The sequence below is a fragment of the Saccharothrix violaceirubra genome (assembly GCF_014203755.1).
Classification (GTDB): domain Bacteria; phylum Actinomycetota; class Actinomycetes; order Mycobacteriales; family Pseudonocardiaceae; genus Actinosynnema; species Actinosynnema violaceirubrum.
This window is the reverse complement of sequence record NZ_JACHJS010000001.1, coordinates 1,729,211-1,747,761: the sequence shown is the minus strand read 5'-3', so window position 1 is coordinate 1,747,761 and position 18,551 is coordinate 1,729,211. Positions and strand designations below refer to the sequence as shown.

General features: G+C 70.9%; 15 protein-coding genes and 2 rRNA genes. 1 reads left to right on the top strand and 16 read right to left on the bottom strand.

All coding sequences use genetic code 11. The features are described 5' to 3' along the window. The first annotated feature begins 57 nt into the window (after positions 1 to 57). The gene (locus F4559_RS08740; RefSeq protein WP_184667390.1) at positions 58 to 660 is read left to right on the top strand and encodes a DUF1707 domain-containing protein; all 603 of its coding nucleotides are present in this window, start codon (positions 58 to 60) and stop codon (positions 658 to 660) included. On the opposite strand, the gene F4559_RS08735 is transcribed toward F4559_RS08740, so the two are convergent. From F4559_RS08735 to F4559_RS08660, 16 genes are all read right to left on the bottom strand, one after another. After that, entirely contained in the window at positions 649 to 1,041 is a 393-nt protein-coding gene (locus tag F4559_RS08735; RefSeq protein WP_184667388.1) for a DUF2752 domain-containing protein, read from the bottom strand. The genes F4559_RS08740 and F4559_RS08735 overlap by 12 nt on opposite strands. A 195-nt stretch (positions 1,042 to 1,236) precedes the next feature. Beyond that, on the bottom strand, positions 1,237 to 1,857 hold the full coding sequence (locus tag F4559_RS08730; RefSeq protein ID WP_184667386.1) for an NUDIX domain-containing protein: 621 nt from the start codon (positions 1,855 to 1,857) through the stop codon (positions 1,237 to 1,239). Next, positions 1,854 to 3,545 (bottom strand): CTP synthase, encoded by a 1,692-nt coding sequence (gene pyrG / locus F4559_RS08725; RefSeq protein WP_184667384.1) that lies wholly within the window; start codon positions 3,543 to 3,545, stop codon positions 1,854 to 1,856. The genes F4559_RS08730 and pyrG overlap by 4 nt, the downstream gene beginning before the upstream one ends. 128 nt (positions 3,546 to 3,673) lie before the next feature. Then, a complete protein-coding gene (locus tag F4559_RS08720) occupies positions 3,674 to 4,615 on the bottom strand; it encodes a copper transporter (protein ID WP_184675575.1) in 942 nt (313 codons plus the stop codon). Further along, positions 4,612 to 5,796 carry a putative cytokinetic ring protein SteA gene (gene steA / locus F4559_RS08715; protein ID WP_184667382.1) on the bottom strand — a complete coding sequence of 395 codons (1,185 nt, stop codon included), beginning with the start codon at positions 5,794 to 5,796 and terminating at the stop codon, positions 4,612 to 4,614. The genes F4559_RS08720 and steA overlap by 4 nt, the downstream gene beginning before the upstream one ends. Before the next feature lie 96 nt (positions 5,797 to 5,892). Beyond that, the gene (locus F4559_RS08710; RefSeq protein WP_184667380.1) at positions 5,893 to 6,498 is read right to left on the bottom strand and encodes a hypothetical protein; all 606 of its coding nucleotides are present in this window, start codon (positions 6,496 to 6,498) and stop codon (positions 5,893 to 5,895) included. Further along, entirely contained in the window at positions 6,495 to 6,917 is a 423-nt protein-coding gene (locus F4559_RS08705) for a hypothetical protein (RefSeq protein WP_184667378.1), read from the bottom strand. The genes F4559_RS08710 and F4559_RS08705 overlap by 4 nt, the downstream gene beginning before the upstream one ends. Then, positions 6,914 to 7,690: a hypothetical protein gene (locus F4559_RS08700; protein ID WP_184667376.1), complete on the bottom strand. Its 777-nt coding sequence runs from the start codon at positions 7,688 to 7,690 to the stop codon at positions 6,914 to 6,916. Before F4559_RS08700 ends, F4559_RS08705 begins: the two co-directional genes overlap by 4 nt. Beyond that, complete coding sequence (recN, locus tag F4559_RS08695; RefSeq protein ID WP_184675573.1) at positions 7,687 to 9,468, bottom strand: DNA repair protein RecN; 1,782 nt, start codon at positions 9,466 to 9,468, stop codon at positions 7,687 to 7,689. Before recN ends, F4559_RS08700 begins: the two co-directional genes overlap by 4 nt. A gap of 67 nt (positions 9,469 to 9,535) precedes the next feature. Then, positions 9,536 to 10,447: an NAD kinase gene (locus F4559_RS08690; protein ID WP_184667374.1), complete on the bottom strand. Its 912-nt coding sequence runs from the start codon at positions 10,445 to 10,447 to the stop codon at positions 9,536 to 9,538. Next, positions 10,444 to 11,250 carry a TlyA family RNA methyltransferase gene (locus F4559_RS08685; protein ID WP_184667372.1) on the bottom strand — a complete coding sequence of 269 codons (807 nt, stop codon included), beginning with the start codon at positions 11,248 to 11,250 and terminating at the stop codon, positions 10,444 to 10,446. The genes F4559_RS08690 and F4559_RS08685 overlap by 4 nt, the downstream gene beginning before the upstream one ends. A gap of 3 nt (positions 11,251 to 11,253) precedes the next feature. Then, positions 11,254 to 11,427 (bottom strand): hypothetical protein, encoded by a 174-nt coding sequence (locus tag F4559_RS08680; protein ID WP_184667370.1) that lies wholly within the window; start codon positions 11,425 to 11,427, stop codon positions 11,254 to 11,256. After that, a complete protein-coding gene (locus tag F4559_RS08675) occupies positions 11,424 to 12,218 on the bottom strand; it encodes an HAD-IIA family hydrolase (protein WP_184667368.1) in 795 nt (264 codons plus the stop codon). Before F4559_RS08675 ends, F4559_RS08680 begins: the two co-directional genes overlap by 4 nt. Before the next feature lie 308 nt (positions 12,219 to 12,526). Continuing rightward, complete coding sequence (locus F4559_RS34835; RefSeq protein ID WP_184667366.1) at positions 12,527 to 13,621, bottom strand: tetratricopeptide repeat protein; 1,095 nt, start codon at positions 13,619 to 13,621, stop codon at positions 12,527 to 12,529. Positions 13,622 to 15,064: 1,443 nt separating this feature from the next. Next, positions 15,065 to 15,181, bottom strand: a 5S ribosomal RNA gene (gene rrf / locus F4559_RS08665). Positions 15,182 to 15,305: 124 nt separating this feature from the next. Then, positions 15,306 to 18,389, bottom strand: a 23S ribosomal RNA gene (locus F4559_RS08660). Positions 18,390 to 18,551 lie beyond the last annotated feature (162 nt).

Below are 18,551 nucleotides of genomic sequence, written 5' to 3'. Positions count from 1 at the left end.
CCGCGTCGTCGGCACCGGTCACGACCGGCCGGGCGGCCGATCGGCTAGCTTTGTGGCGTGTCGGAAGCAGAACGGATCCGGATCGGCAACCAGCAGCGCGAGGAAGCGATCACCTCGCTCAACGACCACTTCGCCGCCGGGCGACTGGACATCGGCGAGTACGAGGTGCGCGTCGGCCAGGCCGCGGAGGCGCAGTACGCGGAGCAGCTGGCGGGACTGTTCACCGACCTGCCCCACCCGCGGCCGGACTTCCTGCCGCCGCCGACCTACGCGGGCCCGCCGCCGATGGACGTGCCGCCCCCGCCGCCCCCGTTCGCCCAGCCGCAGACCGGCACGTACTACCCGCCCCCGCCCGCGGGCTTCCCGCCCACCGGGCCGTACTACGCGGCGCCGTCGCCTTACGGCCCGCACGGCCATCCCGCGCCCTACGGCTACGACCAGTTCACCGGGCAGCCGCTGTCGAACCGGTCGAAGGTCGTGGCGGGCCTGCTCCAGATCTTCCTGTCGTTCGGCATCGGCCGGTTCTACACCGGCCACTACGGGATCGCGATCGCCCAGCTGCTCACGTGCGGCGGCCTGGGCGTCTGGACCCTGGTCGACGGCATCATCCTGCTGGTCAGCGGCGGCACGGACCCGTACGGCCGCAAGCTACGCGACTAGGTTGCGCACCAGCATCCAGAGCACGGCCACCACCAGGACCGGCACACCGACCCGGTTGCCGACGGGCGCCGCCGTCCCCCGCCGGGCGGCGCGCAGCCACCGCACCCACAGCCAGGCCAGCAGTGGCAGCCCGGCCACGAGCATGACCGCGTTGAAGTGCCAGGCGGCGACGACGTCGCCGTGGATCAACGCGTGCACCATGCGCGTCGACCCGCAGGCCGGGCACTGGATGCCGGTCAACGCGAACAGCGGGCAGGGCGGCAGCCACGACCCGGGCCCGGTGGGGTCGACGAACACCAGCACCCCGGCCGCGACCGCCGCCAACCCCGCGACCAGCACCGGCTGCCGAACCCGGCCGAACCCGCCTCGTGGCCACCCCACCCGACCACCTCCCCCGCCAGTCTCCCCGACCACCACCGCGCGAGTCCTCCACTCAGGCACCCCGAAACACCCGTTCGGACACCCCGAAATACGCACTCGGGCACCCACCCGGCGTCCGCGACACCGGTCCGTGTTCCGCCCGGGGGGTACGCGCCGGTGGGCCCACCGTCCGAGAACGAGACCCGGAAGTGCGACCTAGACCGAAAGCCGCCGGGCGAACGCCGTGGGCCGGTCGGCGAACGGCGCGTCGGCGGGCCGGGCCCGCGCCCGCCCGGCCAGCACCGCCTGGGCCGCCAGCAACCCCGACACCGCCGCGCCGTTGACGATCTCCCCGGCCAACGCCATGGCCACGGCCTCGTCCAACGGCACCTGCCGGGCCTCGAGGTCGGCCTCCTCCTCGCCCAGCACCTGCCGCTCGACCGACTCCAGCCCCCGCGCGAGGAACACCCGCACGACCTCGTCGGTGAACCCGGGCGACGCGGCGACGTCCACCAGCGTCACCCACGAGGACGCGGTCAGCCCGACCTCCTCGACCAGCTCGCGCCGGGCCGCCTCCAGCGGCTCCTCCGCCGCGGCGTCCAGCAACCCGGCCGGCAGTTCCCAGATCCGCTTGCCCAACGGGTGCCGGTACTGGTGGATCAACGTCACGCACCCGTCGTCGTCCACGGCCGCGACCGCCACCGCGCCCAGGTGCTCGACGACCTCGCGCGACGCCGTGCCCCCGCCGGGCATGACGACCTCGTCGACCCGCAGGCCCACGACCCGTCCGATGTGCACGTCCCGCGAGGACACCGTCGAGAACTCGTGCCGGGTCACGCCTTCGCCCCGGCGGTCTCGGGCAGCGGCAGCCGGTCGGCGAGCCGGTAGTCCAGCGCGGCCTTCACGAACGCCGCGAACAGCGGGTGCGGCCGGGTGGGCCGCGACTTCAGCTCGGGGTGCGCCTGCGTGGCCACGAAGAACGGGTGCACGTCGGCGGGCAGCTCGATGAACTCCACCAGCCGCCCGTCCGGCGAGGTCCCGGAGAACACCAGGCCGGACTTGGCCAGCCGGTCGCGGTAGGCGTTGTTGACCTCGTAGCGGTGCCGGTGCCGTTCGGACACCTCGACCGCGCCGTAGGCCAGGGCCACCTGCGAACCCGGGACGAGCTTGGCCGGGTAGGCGCCCAGCCGCATCGTGCCGCCCATGTCGCGCTGACCGGACACGACGTCCTGCTGGTCGGCCATCGTGCTGATGACCGGCGAGCCGACCTCCTCGAACTCGGCCGAGTTCGCGTCCGCGATGCCCGCGAGGTTCCGCGCGGCCTCGATGACCATGCACTGCAGGCCCAGGCACAGCCCCAGCACGGGGATGCCGCGCGTGCGGGCGTGCGTCACCGCGCCGATCTTGCCCTCGATGCCGCGCACGCCGAACCCGCCGGGCACCAGCACCGCGTCGATGCCGGCCAACGCGTGCGCCGCGCCCGACGGCGTGTCGCACTCGTCGGAGGCCACCCACACGACCTCGACCTTGGCCCGGTGCGCGAACCCGCCCGCGCGCAGCGCCTCGGTCACCGACAGGTACGCGTCGGGCAGGTCGACGTACTTGCCCACGAGCGCGACCCGCACCTTCTCGCTCGGGTTGTGCACGCGGCCGAGCAGGTCGCCCCACACGGTCCAGTCCACGTCCCGGAACGGCAGCCCGAGCCGGCGCACCACGTAGGCGTCGAGGCCCTCGCCGTGCAGCACCTTGGGGATGTCGTAGATGGACGGCGCGTCCACGGCCGCGACCACGGCGTCGGTGTCCACGTCGCACATCAGGCCGATCTTGCGCTTGAGCGCGTCCGGGATCTCCCGGTCCGCCCGGCACACGATGGCGTCGGGCTGGATGCCGATGTTGCGCAGCGCGGCCACCGAGTGCTGGGTCGGCTTGGTCTTCAGCTCGCCCGACGGCGCCAGGTAGGGCACGAGCGACACGTGCAGGAAGAACACGTTGTCGCGGCCCACGTCGTGGCGCACCTGCCGGGCGGCCTCCAGGAACGGCAGCGACTCGATGTCGCCGACCGTGCCGCCGACCTCGGTGATCACCACGTCCGGCGCGTTGCCGTCCGCGTCCGGCTCGGCCATCGCCCGGATCCGGCGCTTGATCTCGTCGGTGATGTGCGGGATGACCTGGACGGTGTCGCCCAGGTACTCGCCGCGCCGCTCCTTGGCGATCACCTCGGAGTACACCTGGCCGGTGGTGACGTTGGCCTCGCCGGACAGGTCACGGGCGAGGAACCGCTCGTAGTGACCGATGTCGAGGTCGGTCTCGGCGCCGTCCTCGGTCACGAACACCTCGCCGTGCTGGAACGGGTTCATCGTCCCGGGGTCCACGTTGAGGTACGGGTCGAGCTTCTGCATGGTCACCCGCAGGCCACGGGAGGTCAGGAGCTGACCGAGGCTGCTCGCGGTGAGGCCCTTGCCGAGCGAGGAGGCCACGCCTCCGGTGACGAAAACGTGCTTGGTCGTGCGTGCCTGAAGCACCAACGAGGCTCCCGTGGTCCGAATGTTCCGCCAGGGCTCCGGCCCTGTCCACGGGCCCTAACGCTAACACGCCGGCGGACCGCCGGCGCCCACCGGCCTCACCCGTTCGGCCCAGGACCGTTCACCCGCCGTCAACCTGCCTCGATGCCAGGCGCCGGCCCCTGCGCGTTGCCCGCCACGCCGTACCGGCCGGCCTTGCCGTCGAGCTGCTCGCGCAACGCCAGCACGGTCACGACGCGCCCGGCGGCCGTGCCCACGTCGTCCACGGTGGACAGCACGGACGTGGCCGCGGTGTCCGCGCGCACGACGCCGACCGGCCCGGTGCCGTCCGCGCTGCCCGCCGATCCCGCCAGCACCGCGCCCACACCGGACCGGTCGAGCTGGGTGGCGAACCGGGCCAGGGTGGACGCCCGGTCGGCGGCCGAGTCCGCGGTGAGCGCGCCGCCGGTGAGCACGACGACGAGCTGCGCCGGCTTCAGGTCGGATCCGGACTTCACGAACCCGCCGCCGGCCAGGCCCGCGAGCGCGGCGGCGGTCTCGTCGGCGGACGCCTGCGGCTCGTTGGTCTCGGCGTCGAGCAGCAGCAACGTGCCGAGCAGGCCGCCCGCACGGGTGCCGGGGTCGGTGGCGGTGGGCAGTTCGGTGCCGGCGGGCTGGAGGCGGGCGACGAGGTCGCGGAGCTGGTCGGCCTTGCCGGGGTCGGGGAACGCGTCGGTGAGCTGGAGTTCGCCGGTGACCGCGGCGCCCGCCGAGCGCAGCAGCTCGGCCAGCGCGTCCCGGTCGCCGGGCGCGGCGTCGGACGTGGTCACCAGCACCACGGTCCGGTCGGTCAGCACACCCTTGACCGCGAGCGGCCCGATCGCCGCGGCGAACCGGTCCTGGTCGGCCAGCCGCGCGTCGAGCGCGTTGCGCTGGTTCTGCAGGTCGGCGACCTGGGCGCCGAGCGACCCGTTGTCCTCGGTCAGGCCGGAGAGCAGGCGTCCGCTGATCGCGGTCGAGCCGAGGACGACGCCGACCGCGAGCGACAGGAACACCGCCGTGATCGACACGATGTGGTAACGCAGGGTTATCACCCGAACCATCCCTTCACCTGGTCGACGAGGGCGCGGACGCCGTCGACGGCGATGTCCACGTACACCTGGCCCACACCCGACACCCACAGCGCGGCCACCATCACGACCACGGCCGCCAGCACCAGCAGCGCGATCACCCCGAACGACACCCGGCTGCGGTGCAGCACGGCGACGGCCTCGCCGTCGACGAGCCGGGCGCCGAGCTTGAGCCGGGTCAGGAAGGTGGACGGGTTGGACCCGCAGTGGCCGCGGTCGAGGAACTCCCGCAGGCCCGCCTGCACGCCGACGGTCACCACGAGCGTGGCGCCGTGCGCCTCGGCCAGCAGCAGGGCCAGGTCCTCGGCATTGCCGGTGGCCGGGAACGTGACCGCGCCGATGCCCAGGTCCTGGATGCGCTCCAGGCCCGGCGCGTGCCCGTCGGTCTGGGCGGGCACGACCACCTCGGAACCGGCGCGCAACGCCTCGGTGCCGATGCCGTCCGGGTCGCCCACGATCACGTCCGGCTTGAACCCGCAGGCGAACAGCGTGTCGGCGCCGATGTCCACGCCGATGAGCACGGGCCGGTACTCGCGGATGTACTTGCGCAGCCGGCGCAGCCCGTCGACGTGCCGGGTGCCGCCGGCGACGACGAGCACCTGGCGGTCCTTGATCGGCACGACCACGTCGGGCACGCCCACGCCGTCGAGGATCAGCGTGCGCTCGCGGCGCAGGAACTCGATCGTGTTCGCGGAGAACGCCTCCAGCTGGGCGGCCATGCCCGCCTTCGCCTCGATCAGCGCGTCGGCGATCCGCTCGGCGGTCTGCTCGACCCCGCGCGCGACCTCACGGTCGCCCGCGTACACCACGCCTTCGTGCACGCGTAGCTTCGTGCCCTCCTTCACGACGCGCAGCACGGCCGTGCCGACGTCGTCGACCAACGGGATGCCGGCCGCGACGAGCACCTCGGGGCCGAGGTTGGGGAAGCGGCCGGAGATCGACGGCGACGCGTTGACCACGCCGACCACCTCGGCGGCCACGAGCGCCTCGGCGGTGCGCCGGTCGAGGTCGACCTGGTCGAGCACGGCGATGTCGCCGGGGCCGATCCGGCGCAGCAGGTCGCCCGTGCGGCGGTCGACCCGCGCGAGTCCCGACGTCCCCGGCAGTTCGCGGTTCGAGCGGCTGAGCAACCCGGAGAGCTTCATGGGCCGATGGTGGACCCGCCGGCCCGCGTTCGGCCCGCAACACGCCGCACCGATCCGGGCAGGTCACAGGCCCGACCGGTCCACAGTGGACGATATTCACCCGCTCGGGTGGCCCTCGTCCCCCGGCAGACGGACAGCGGGTGCGGGAAAGCCGAACGGCGGGGTCGCGTCGTGGTCGTCGTCGACCCTGATCACCGACGGGCCCTCCGGCTTCGACGCGCGCCGTGGGAGCCCGTGCACCAGGAACGCGCCCACCGCCGTGCACGCGCACGCGGCGGCCAGCAGCCAGACGCCGGGCCCGACGAACTTCTCCATCCCGGTGCCCTCGGGCACGTCGCCCGGATACAGCAGCAGCGATCCCTGCCACGCGGCCCAGACCGTGCCCGCGAGCACCCCGGCACCGGCGACCGCGCCCGCGCGGCCGGAGACGTGCCGGGCGCGCACCGCACCGAACCCGGCCAGGGCGGCACCCGCCAGCAGCCCGTACCCGTACTCGGCGGTCCGCGGCACACCGGGCGCCGCCTCGGCCGGCAGCGGGGGCTCGTGGAAGTCGCCCCAGGACGTCAGCCCGAAGCGGTACCCCTCGAACTCCGGTGTGGGCGCCATGGCGACCCCGTAGAGCGGCAGGAACGACCCGACCACGGTCAGCACGACGCCGCACCACAACAGCACGACCCCGACGAGGACCACGCGACCCGTCACGACCGCGTCCAGTCCTGCACCAACGCGGCGCCGACCAGGGCGATCACCGACGCCACCGCGAGCAGCACGGCACCCGAACCGAGGTAGGCCGACGGGTCGGCCGCGAGCACCCCGGCGACCACGGTCGCCACGACCGCGGCCACGCCGACGGACAGCGCGGCGCCGACCGCCGCGAGGAACCGCCCGAGCACACCGGGCCGTAAGACGGATAACGCCACCGCGACCACCAGGACCCCCACTCCGACCACCGCGGGCAGCGCCAACCGCGCCGACCCGGACCCCAGACCGTGCCACGCCGTCACCAGGACCTCGGTCCGCCCACCGGGCCGGACCACCCCGTAGAGGGGCAACGCCGTGCCCACCGCGCCCAGCACCGCACCGGCCGCCAACGCGGCGACCCCGGACGCGGCCCGGTTCACGACGTCCGCTCCTCCGACTTCCCGTCGGCGTTCCCGGCCGGGTTCCCGTCGGCGACCGTGCCGACACCCGCCGACTCCGTACCCACGACACCGGCGGCCGTCGACGCACCCGCGCCCGAGGCCGGACCGGTGTCCCGGACCGGCCCACCGGTCACAGCGTCGCCGGGCAGCACGGCGACCGGGATGCCGAACGGCGGCGTGTCGTCGTCGCCCTCGTCCACCCGGTAGACCACGCCGACGGTCGCCTCCACCGCGCGTTCCCGACGGGTGTGCAGCAGCACCGTGCCGACCACCGCCGCCGCGGTCGCCGCGAGCAGCAGCCACAACCCGGCCCCGTAGTGCCCGTCCTGGACCTGGGCGCGGACCGGGTCGCCGGACGTGAGCGCCTTGGCCGCGAACGCGAACGCCGCGCCCACACCGCCGATCAGCACGCCGGACGCACCGACCGCGGCGTACCGCGACGCGAGCCGCTGCCGCTCGGGCAGGAACGACAGCAGCGCGGCACCGAACAGCACCAGCACCCCGAACATCACCGGGACGCCGAACTGCGGGGACGGCTCGCGCTGGTCGTCGGACGACCGGTCGACGCCCTCGGCGTCGTCGGCCGAGATCTTGAACCGGACCTCGTACTCCCAGGACGTGGACGAGAACTCGATCCCGTTCGACGGGCTGAACTCCTGGACGTACCGGAACAGGGGCAGGAACGTGGCCAGCGCCGCGGTCACCGCCGCCGCGAGCAGCAGCAGCACCCCGACGAGCCGCGTTCCGCTCATGTCCGCTTTCCCTTCCGCCGCACGACCGGGACGTTGTCCTTGTCCGCCTTCGCCGCCGCCAGCAACTCCTCGGCGTGCGCCCGACCCGTGTCCGTCGAATCCATGCCCGCGAGCATCCTGGCCAGTTCCACGACGCGCTGCGGCTCGTCGAGCCGCCGCACGCCGCTGCGGGTCAGGACGCCGTCCGCGGTCTTGTCCACGACCAGGTGCCGGTCTGCGAACGCGGCGACCTGCGGCAGGTGCGTGACCACGATGACCTGGTGGCTGCGCGCGAGCCGGGCGAGCCGGCGGCCGACCTCGACCGCCGCCCGGCCGCCGACACCGGCGTCGACCTCGTCGAACACCAGCGTGGGCACGGGATCCGAGTGCGACAGCACGACCTCCAGCGCCAGCATCACGCGGGACAACTCGCCACCGGACGCGCCCTTGTGCACGGGCAGCGCGGGCGCACCGGGGTGCGCGATCAGCCGCAGCTCGACCTCGTCGACGCCGCTCGCGCCCGCGTGCAGCGACCGGCCGCCGACCGGCAGCGCCTGCGGATCACCCGATTCGGCGACCCGGGGACGCACCACGACCTCGACCGTCGCGTGCGGCATGGCCAGTCCGGTCAACTCCTCGGACACGGCCTTGCCCAGTTCCTGGGCCGCGTCCTCACGGGCCGCCGTGACCCGCAGCGCGAACTCCGCGAGCTGCCCGGCCAACTCGTCGCGGCGGGCGGCCAGCACGGCCAGCGCCTCGTCGGACGTGTCGAGCCCGGAAAGCCTGCCGGACGCGTCGGCCGCCCACTCGATCACGCCGTCGACGTCGGCGGCGTACTTGCGGGTCAACGACTTCAGCTCGGCCTGGCGGGCGAGCACCCGTTCCAGCCGGGCCGGGTCGGCGTCGAGGTGGTCCAGGTAGGCGACGATCTCCGCGCCGACGTCGGCCAGCAGCGTCTCGGCCTCGACCAGCCGGGGTTCCAGGTCGCGCAGCCGGGGATCCTCGGACGAGCCCAGCCGCCGCCGCGCCTCGCCGATCAGGCCCAGCGCACCGGGGTTGTCCGGGTCGCCGTCGGGCGACCCCGACACCGCGTACGCGGCACCGGAGGCGGACTCGCGCAACTGGTCGGCGTCGGCCAGCCGACGGGCCTCCAGCACGAGCTCGGCGTCCTCGCCCGGTTTCGGGTCGACGGCGCCGATCTCGGCGAGGCCGTGCCGCAGCAGTTCCGATTCCCGCGCCAGTTCGCGGGCGCGTTCGGTGCGCTCGGTCAGTTCGGCGGCGACGCGCAGCCACTCGTCGCGGATCTTGCGGTACTCGCGCAGCGGTCCGGCGACCTCGTCGCCGGCGAACCGGTCGAGCACCGACCGCTGCTCGGCCGGCCGTAGCAGGCGTAGCTGGTCGTTCTGGCCGTGCACGGCCAGGAGTTGCTCGGCCAGTTCCGCGAGCACGCCCACGGGCACGGACCGGCCGCCGAGGTGGGCCCGCGACCGGCCGTCGGCGGAGACCGACCGGATCGCGATGACGCTGCCGTCCTCGTCGGGTTCGCCGCCGACCTCCTCGGCCGCCTTCGCGGCGGGACTGCCGGCGGGCGCGCTGAACCTGCCTTCGACTATCGCCCGGTCGGCGCCGGAGCGGACCCGGGACGCCTCGGCCCGCCCGCCGCCGAGCAGGTGGAGTCCGGTGACGACCATGGTCTTCCCGGCGCCTGTCTCACCCGTCACCACGGTGAATCCGGCATCGAGTTCGAGGGTGGCCTCGTCGATCACACCAAGGCCCTGGATGCGCATCTCGGCCAACACGTTCGCAGACACTACTGGGCGATACCGACGAACGCGGGCTTCGGGGGGCGGTGTCCGCGCGAAAATCCTAGTCGGCCGCCGGACCGCGCCAGCCCTGCACCGGCAGCGAGAACTTCTCCACCAGCCGGTCGGTGAACACGCCGTCACGCAGCCTGATCAAGCGCAGCGGGGTGGGGCTGCCGACCACCTCGACCCGGGCGCCGGGCGGCAGTTCCACGGTGCGGCGGCCGTCCGCGCACAGCACGGCCGGGTGCCCGCCGGCGTCGACCTCCAGCGCCACGACCGACGCCGGCGACACGACCAGCGGCCGGGCGAACAGCGCGTGCGCGTTGCTGGGCACGACCAGCAGGGCCTGCACGTCGGGCCACACCACCGGACCGCCGGCGGAGAACGCGTACGCGGTCGAACCGGTGGGCGTGGCGACCAGGACGCCGTCGCAGCCGAACGCGGACACCGGCCGCCCGTCGACCTCGACGACCACGTCCAGGATGCGCTCGCGCATGCTCTTCTCGACGCTGGCCTCGTTGAGCGCCCAGGTCCGTTCGAGCACGTCGCCGTCGAGCGTGGCGACGATGTCCAGCGTCATCCGCTCCTCGACCCGGTAACCCCGGTCGACGACGGTCGCGATCGCCTCGTACAGCGCGTCCGAATCCGCCTCGGCGAGGAAACCGACGCGACCCAGGTTCACGCCCAGCACCGGGACACCCGCCGGGCGGGCCAGTTCCGCGGCGCGCAGCAGCGTGCCGTCGCCGCCGAGCACGAACACCAGCTCGGTGCCCTCGGCGGCCTGTTCGTCGGCCTTGACCACCGCGGCGAAGAACGCCGGGTCCAGCGCGGCGGCCTCGTCCGCCAGCACGCGCAGTGCGATGCCGGCGGCGGCGAACCGGACCGCGACCTCCCGCGCCAGGGACACGTTGCTGCGCCGTCCGGTGTGGACGACGAGCAGGATCTCCCGGTCCACCACGACGTTTCCGCTCATCGGGGTCCTTCCGCGACGGCCGCGCGCACGAGCCCGGCTGCGGTGTCGGCGTCGAGCGGTTCACCGCGCCGAAGCCAGACGAAGAACTCCACGTTGCCCGAAGGACCGGGCAGCGGGCTCGCGGTCACGCCGTGCGTGCGCAACCCCAGTCCGGCGGCGGACGCGACGACGTCGAGCACGGCCTCGGCGCGCAGCTCCGGATCGCGCACCACGCCGCCGGACCCGAGCCGTTCCCGGCCGACCTCGAACTGCGGCTTGACCATGGGCAGCAGGTCGCCGTCCTCGTCCAGGCAGGACGCGAGCGCGGGCAGCACGAGCCGCAGCGAGATGAACGACAGGTCGGCCACCACCAGGTCCACCGGACCGCCGATGTCCTCGGGCGCCAAGGCGCGGACGTTCGTCTTGTCCTTCACCACGACCCGGTCGTCGGTGCGCAACCGCCAGTCCAGCAGGCCGCGTCCGACGTCGGCGGCCACGACCTGGCGGGCGCCCGCGCGCAGCAGCACGTCGGTGAACCCGCCGGTGGACGCACCCGCGTCCAGGCAGCGCCGGCCCTCGACGACCACGGCGTCGAACCGTTCCAGCGCGCCGACGAGCTTGTGCGCGCCGCGTGAGGCGTAGTTGGGGCCGTCGTTGTCGCGGACGACCAGCGCGGTGTCCAGTTCGACGGCGGTCGCGGGTTTGGTCGCGACCGTGCCGCGCACCGTCACGCGACCGTCGGCGACCAACTGGCTCGCGTGCTCACGGGAGCGGGCGAGACCGCGGCGGACCAGTTCGGCGTCGAGCCGAGCCCTGCGCGGCACCGGTCACACCTGGTCGATGCTGGACAGGGCGGCGGTCAACGCGGTGTGCACCTCGTCGAACCGGCTCACGTGCTCGTCGACCGCCAGCGGGTCGAGTCCGTCCAGACCGGCCACCGCGTCGTCGATCCCGGCGACCGGGTCACGCGGTGGACCGGGGAGGGGAACCTCGAAGCTCACAGGTGAACGGTAGCCGATGCCAGGACCGACAGGTCGGCCGCGATGTGCGTGGGCCGCGCCTCCGGCGGGAGGGCGTCCGCCTCGGCTCGGGTGGAGACGCCGGTCAGCACCAGCAACGAGTCCATGCCCGCGTTGACGGCGCCCGCGATGTCGGTGTCGAGCCGGTCGCCGACGACCAGTGGACGCTGGGCACCGAGGGATTTGGCCGCCTGGTCCAACAACGGCGTGGCGGGCTTGCCCGCGACCGACGGCTCGGCACCGGTGGCGGCCCGCAGGGCGGCGACCAGCGACCCGTTGCCCGGCAGCAGTCCGCGTTCGGTGGGCAGCGTGTAGTCGACGTTGCACGCCACCCACACCGCGCCGGCGCGGATCGCCACGCAGGCTTCGGCCAACTCCCGCCAGCCGAGGTCCTGCGACAGCCCCTGCACGACGGCCGCGGCGCCGGCCGCCTCGGTGGTGGGCACGAAGCCCCGCGCGCGGACCCCGTCCACCAACGCGGTCGTGCCCAGGACGAGCACGGTGGCCCCGGCGGGCACGTGGTCGACGAGCATCGCGGCACCGGCCTGCGCGCTCGTGCTCACCTCGTCCGGGGAGGCGCCGAACCCGAGTTCGGCCAGGTGTCCGGCGACGTCGGAAGACGACCGGGAGGCGTTGTTGGTGACGAACCGGATGCCGATGCCGTGCGCCCGCGCGTGGGCCACCGCGTCGACCGCACCGGGAACGGCTTCCCGGCCACGGTAGACCGTGCCGTCGAGGTCGAGCAGCAGTGCGTCGTAGCGGTCGAGCAGCACGATGGTCCTTCCGTACGGCCGAAAAGTCCGGCCCGGCACCCGGACCCCACGTCCAGCGTCCCCGACGCGGGCCCGGAAGTCACTTCGACGCGACGAAGACCGCACCCGCCCGGACAGCGTCGACTCCCCTGTCCCGCCGCGGAAGGAACCACGAAACCCTCAGCGCACCGCGTCCACCGACGGCCCGGGGGGGCAGCGGCGGACACTCCGACAACACGACGGCCGCCGGTGGTCTCCCGTCCCGACGGCCGCTGTCACGTCCTACGCCGGTTCCGGCGGCCCCACGTGGGGCCGCCGGAACCAGGCGGTCATTCCTGGGGGCTCAGGTCGAACGCCCGCTCGGCCGCGTCGGTCTCGTTGTCGTCGTCGGCCTGGGCGGCGTTGAGGAACCAGCGCACGGCCTCCTCGGTACGCCCGGCCGCCTCGAGGTTGTCCGCGTAGGCGTAGAACAGGCGCGCACTCCACGGGTCACGACGCTTCTCGTCGAGGTCCGGCCCCTGGAGCGCGACGACGGCCGCGTCGTGCTGCCCCATGTCCCGCCGCGCGCCGGCCACGACGATCCGCAGCTCGACGGCCTCCTCGGGGTCGAGCTTCAGGCCCTGCGCGTCGCGCGCGAGTTCGATCGCCCGCTCCGGCCGGCCCAGCGCGCGCTCGCAGTCGGCCATGATCGCCAGGTTCCCGGAACCGTGCGTCATCCGCCGCGCGGCCCGCAGTTCCGAGAGCGCCTCGGCCCACTCGCCCGCGTAGTACGCGGTCAACCCGGCCGCTTCGCGCACGACACCGACCCGCGCAGCCTTGAGCCGCGCGTACCGCGCGTGCTCCAGGGCCACCTCGGGTTCGCCGTCGATCAGCAACCCGGCCGCGGCCAGGTGCCGCCCGACGATGTCCGCGAGCCCCTTGGGCAATCCGCGCAACTCCTGGCGGATCTCCGGGTCCAGCAACGAGATGTCGGCTTCCTCGGGCAGCTCGGGCGCCCGCGTCCGACCGCCGTCGCCGTCGCGCCGGCCGTCCCGCCCACCCTCGGCCGGGGACTCCGCGCCGACGTCGGCAGACCGGCGGTCCCCGTCCTCGTCGGTCTCGTCCTCGTCGTCTTCGACGTCGTCATCCCGTTCTCCGACAACGCTTTCGTCGTCATCGGAGTCGGCCTCGTCCTCGTCGTCCTCGAGGTCGTCTTCAAGGTCGTCCTCGCCGGCGACGTCGTCGCCGGCACGCCCGACCGACTCGGGCACCTCACCGGTCGCCTCGGCGACCTGCTTGGCGATCACCGGGTCGACGTCGTCGGGCTCGACCTCGGCACCGGTCTCGGTCTGGTCCGTCGAGGCGGCCCGCTCCTGGAACCGGGCCGCACGGTCGCGGCTGCGCTCGTCCCGCCGGTCGAACCGCCGTCCCGAGTCGGAACGCACCGAGTCCACCCGGCCGCCCCGGTCGTCCCGCCGGTCGAAGCGGGGCCGCTCGTCACGCCCACGCTCGCCACCCCGGTCCTGACGGGGCCGCTCGTCGCGTGACCCGTACCCACGCCGGTCGTCCCGACGGTCGTCCCGACGGTCGTCACGCCGGTCGTCACGCCGGTCGAACCGCGGCCGGTCGTCCCGACGCTGGTAACCGCCCCGACCGTCCCCACCACGACTGTCCCCACCACGACTGTCCCCACCGCGGCTGTCGCCCCGGTCGTCACGCCGCTGGTAGCCACCGGAACGCTCGCCGCCCCGGTCGTCCCGAGGCCGGTACTCACGCTGGTACCCACCACGCTCGCCGCCGGAACGCTCACCACCGGGCCGGTCGCCGCCGGAGAACCGACCGCCGGCGGGCCGGTCGCCGCCGGAGAACCGACCGCCGGCGGGCCGGTCGCCGCCGGAGAACCGACCGCCGGCGGGCCGGCCTTCACCGCGCGACTCGCCGAACCGCGAGCCACCCGCACGGTCGTCCCGCCGGTACCCGCCACGGCTGTCACCGGATCCCCGGCTGTCCCGGGAGCGGTCGTACCCGCCTCGGCTGTCACCGGCACGGTCGTCGCGCCGCTGGAAACCCCCGGGCCGCTCGGACCGGAACCCACCGCGGTCACCGCCGGAGCGCTCACCACCGCGGTCGAACCCCGGACGCTCGTCGCGCCGGAACCCACCCCGCTCGGAACCGCCCCGCTCGGACGGGCCGCGACCGGAACCCCTGTTGTCGTCCCGCCGGAATCCCCGGTCGCCACCGGAACGGTCGTCCCGGCGGAAACCTCCACGCTCACCGGACCGACCGGAATCCCGGTCGTCCCGGCGGAATCCACCCCGGTCGTCACGGGAACGGTCGAACCGCCCCCGATCCGAACCGTGCCGGTCGGAGCCACCCCGCTCCGAACCCGCCCGATCTGAACCTGCACGATCGGAACCCGCCCGGTCGTCGCGCCGGAAACCACCGCGGTCACCGCGGTGGTCGTCACGGCGGAAGCCTTCACGCCGGTCGTCCCGCCGGAATCCACCGCGGTCGTCGCCGCCCCGAGGGCGGAATTCCCGTCGTTCACCACCGGAAGACGCACGGTCGTCACGCGGCCGGTCGTCGCGACGCTGGTAACCACCCCGATTGTCGCCACCACGATTGCCCGCGGCCCGGTCGTCCCGCCGCTGAAAACCACCGGACCGCTCGCCACCACGAGAGTCCCGGTCACTGCTGTTGTGCCTACGATCGCCTTCGGCACGGCCACCGTCGGATCGGCGCGGTCGGTCTCCCTGGCCACGCTGACGGTCGCCGGGATGATCCCCGAACCTGGACACCTGAATCCTCCTACCGATGAACATGCCGAAAGGGCTTGCGATTCGGACACATTTCCATGTGCCCCATCACAAGCCCTTTCAGGGAAGAATGTTCGGCGGCGTCCTACTCTCCCACACCCTCACGAATGCAGTACCATCGGCGCTGGAAGGCTTAACTACCGGGTTCGGAATGGGACCGGGTGTTCCCCAACCGCAATGACCACCGAAACACTATGAAGATAACCAACCGACCACACCCGACACTCCCAGCCGACCCTCACAAGTCGACCAGAACCCGCCGGGGGCCTGGTTTCGGTTCCTTCAGAACCGCACAGTGGATGCGCAACATCTTCATGACAAGTCCTCGGCCTATTAGTACCGGTCAACTCCAGCCGTTACCGACCTTCCATCTCCGGCCTATCAACCCAGTCGTCTACTGGGGGCCTTAACCCACAAAGGGGTGGGACACCTCATCTAGGAACGAGCTTCCCGCTTAGATGCCTTCAGCGGTTATCCCTTCCGAACGTAGCCAACCAGCCATGCCCCTGGCGGGACAACTGGCACACCAGAGGTCCGTCCGTCCCGGTCCTCTCGTACTAGGGACAGCCTTCCGCAAGTATCCTACGCGCGCGGCGGATAGGGACCGAACTGTCTCACGACGTTCTAAACCCAGCTCGCGTACCGCTTTAATGGGCGAACAGCCCAACCCTTGGGACCTACTCCAGCCCCAGGATGCGACGAGCCGACATCGAGGTGCCAAACCATGCCGTCGATATGGACTCTTGGGCAAGATCAGCCTGTTATCCCCGGGGTACCTTTTATCCGTTGAGCGACCACGCTTCCACAAGCCATGGCCGGATCACTAGTTCCGACTTTCGTCCCTGCTCGACCCGTCGGTCTCACAGTCAAGCCCCCTTGTGCACTTGCACTCGACACCTGATTGCCAACCAGGCTGAGGGAACCTTTGAGCGCCTCCGTTACCCTTTGGGAGGCAACCGCCCCAGTTAAACTACCCACCAGGCACTGTCCCTGATCCGGATCACGGACCGAGGTTAGACATCCAGTACGACCAGAGTGGTATTTCAACGACGACTCCACAACCACTGGCGTGGCCGCTTCACAGTCTCCCACCTATCCTACACAAGCCGAACCGAACACCAATACCAAGCTATAGTAAAGGTCCCGGGGTCTTTCCGTCCTGCCGCGCGTAACGAGCATCTTTACTCGTAATGCAATTTCGCCGGGCCTGCGGTCGAGACAGTCGAGAAGTCGTTACGCCATTCGTGCAGGTCGGAACTTACCCGACAAGGAATTTCGCTACCTTAGGATGGTTATAGTTACCACCGCCGTTTACTGGCGCTTAAGTTCTCAGCTTCGCCACAAAGTGACTGACCGGTCCCCTTAACGTTCCAGCACCGGGCAGGCGTCAGTCCGTATACATCGTCTTGCGACTTCGCACGGACCTGTGTTTTTAGTAAACAGTCGCTTCTCGCTGGTCTCTGCGGCCGGAAGATCCTAGCCCGCAAGGGGCTTCAAATCCCCCGGCCCCCCTTCTCCCGAAGTTACGGGGGCATTTTGCCGAGTTCCTTGACCACAGTTCACCCGATCGCCTCGGTATTCTCTACCTGACCACCTGTGTCGGTTTGGGGTACGGGCCGCATGAACACTCACTAGAGGCTTTTCTCGACAGCATGGGATCACTCTACTTCGCCTCAATCGGCTACGCATCACGTCTCAGCCTGCGTGTGGCACGGATTTGCCTATGCCACGGCCTACACGCTTACACCAGTACTACCACTCACTGGCGGAGCTACCCTCCTGCGTCACCCCATCGCTTGACTACTACAAGTTCAGGTCCCGCGCTCCACGTCACACCATCACCCGAAGGATCAGGCGCGGGCTTCGGGCGGTTAGTATCACAAGGTTCGCCATGGGCGCGTTCACACGGGTACGGGAATATCAACCCGTTGTCCATCGACTACGCCTGTCGGCCTCGCCTTAGGTCCCGACTTACCCTGGGCGGATTAGCCTGGCCCAGGAACCCTTGGTCATCCGGCGGACGAGTTTCCCACTCGTCTTTCGCTACTCATGCCTGCATTCTCACTCGCACAGCGTCCACACCTGGATCACTCCGGCGCTTCACCCGCTGCACGACGCTCCCCTACCCATCCAGACCTGAGTCTGAATGACACGGCTTCGGCGGTGTGCTTGAGCCCCGCTACATTGTCGGCGCAGGACCACTTGACCAGTGAGCTATTACGCACTCTTTAAAGGGTGGCTGCTTCTAAGCCAACCTCCTGGTTGTCTGGGCGACCCCACATCCTTTCCCACTGAGCACACACTTAGGGGCCTTAGCCGGCGTTCTGGGCTGTTTCCCTCTCGACTACGAAGCTTATCCCCCGCAGTCTCACTGCCGCGCTCTCACGTACCGGCATTCGGAGTTTGGTTGATTTCGGTAAGCTTGTGGGCCCCCTAGACCATCCAGTGCTCTACCTCCGGCACGAAACACACGACGCTGCACCTAAATGCATTTCGGGGAGAACCAGCTATCACGGAGTTTGATTGGCCTTTCACCCCTAACCACAGCTCATCCCCCAGGTTTTCAACCCTGGTGGGTTCGGGCCTCCACGCGGTCTTACCCACGCTTCACCCTGGCCATGGCTAGATCACTCCGCTTCGGGTCTAGACCACGCGACTATCACGCCCTCTTCGGACTCGCTTTCGCTACGGCTACCCCACACGGGTTAACCTCGCCACGCAGCACTAACTCGCAGGCTCATTCTTCAAAAGGCACGCCGTCACCCCGAAAGGCTCCGACGGATTGTAGGCACACGGTTTCAGGTACTATTTCACTCCCCTCCCGGGGTACTTTTCACCTTTCCCTCACGGTACTAGTCCGCTATCGGTCACCAGGGAGTATTCAGGCTTAGCGGGTGGTCCCGCCAGATTCACAGCAAATTCCACGAGCTCGCTGCTACTTGGGAACACCACAAGGAGACACCGGGTTTTCGCGTACGGGGCTGTCACCCGCTACGGCCACGCTTTCCAGACGCGTTCCGCTAACCACAGTGCTTTCTGACTCCTTGCCAGTCCGGCAGAACTGACCAGTGGGTCCCACGACCCCGTACACGCAACCCCTGCCGGGTATCACACGAATACGGTTTAGCCTCTTCCGCTTTCGCTCGCCACTACTCACGGAATCACGGTTGTTTTCTCTTCCTGCGGGTACTGAGATGTTTCACTTCCCCGCGTTCCCTCCACACGCCCTATGTGTTCAGACGTGGGTGACCCCACATGACTGGGGCCGGGTTTCCCCATTCGGAAATCCTTGGATCTCAGCTCGGTTGACAACTCCCCAAGGCTTATCGCAGTCTCCTACGTCCTTCATCGGCTCCTGGTGCCAAGGCATCCACCGTATGCCCTTAATAACTTGCCACAAAGATGCTCGCATCCACTGTGCAGTTCTCAAAGAACAAACCAGACACCAGCCCACCAACGTCAACGCCTACCCGCACACCCCCGAAGAGGCACACCAGCGGTTCGAAGACCGGACCGGTCGGTCACTGAAAGACACTCGCGTGTTCTCTCAGACACCCAA

What these genes read in the sequence shown, in the direction of transcription:
- steA (WP_184667382.1), bottom strand. Translation starts at nt 5,796, where the DNA reads ATGAAGCTCTCCGGGTTGCTCAGCCGCTCGAACCGCGAACTGCCGGGG.
- F4559_RS08700 (WP_184667376.1), bottom strand. Translation starts at nt 7,690, where the DNA reads ATGAGCGGAACGCGGCTCGTCGGGGTGCTGCTGCTGCTCGCGGCGGCG.
- F4559_RS08690 (WP_184667374.1), bottom strand. Translation starts at nt 10,447, where the DNA reads ATGAGCGGAAACGTCGTGGTGGACCGGGAGATCCTGCTCGTCGTCCAC.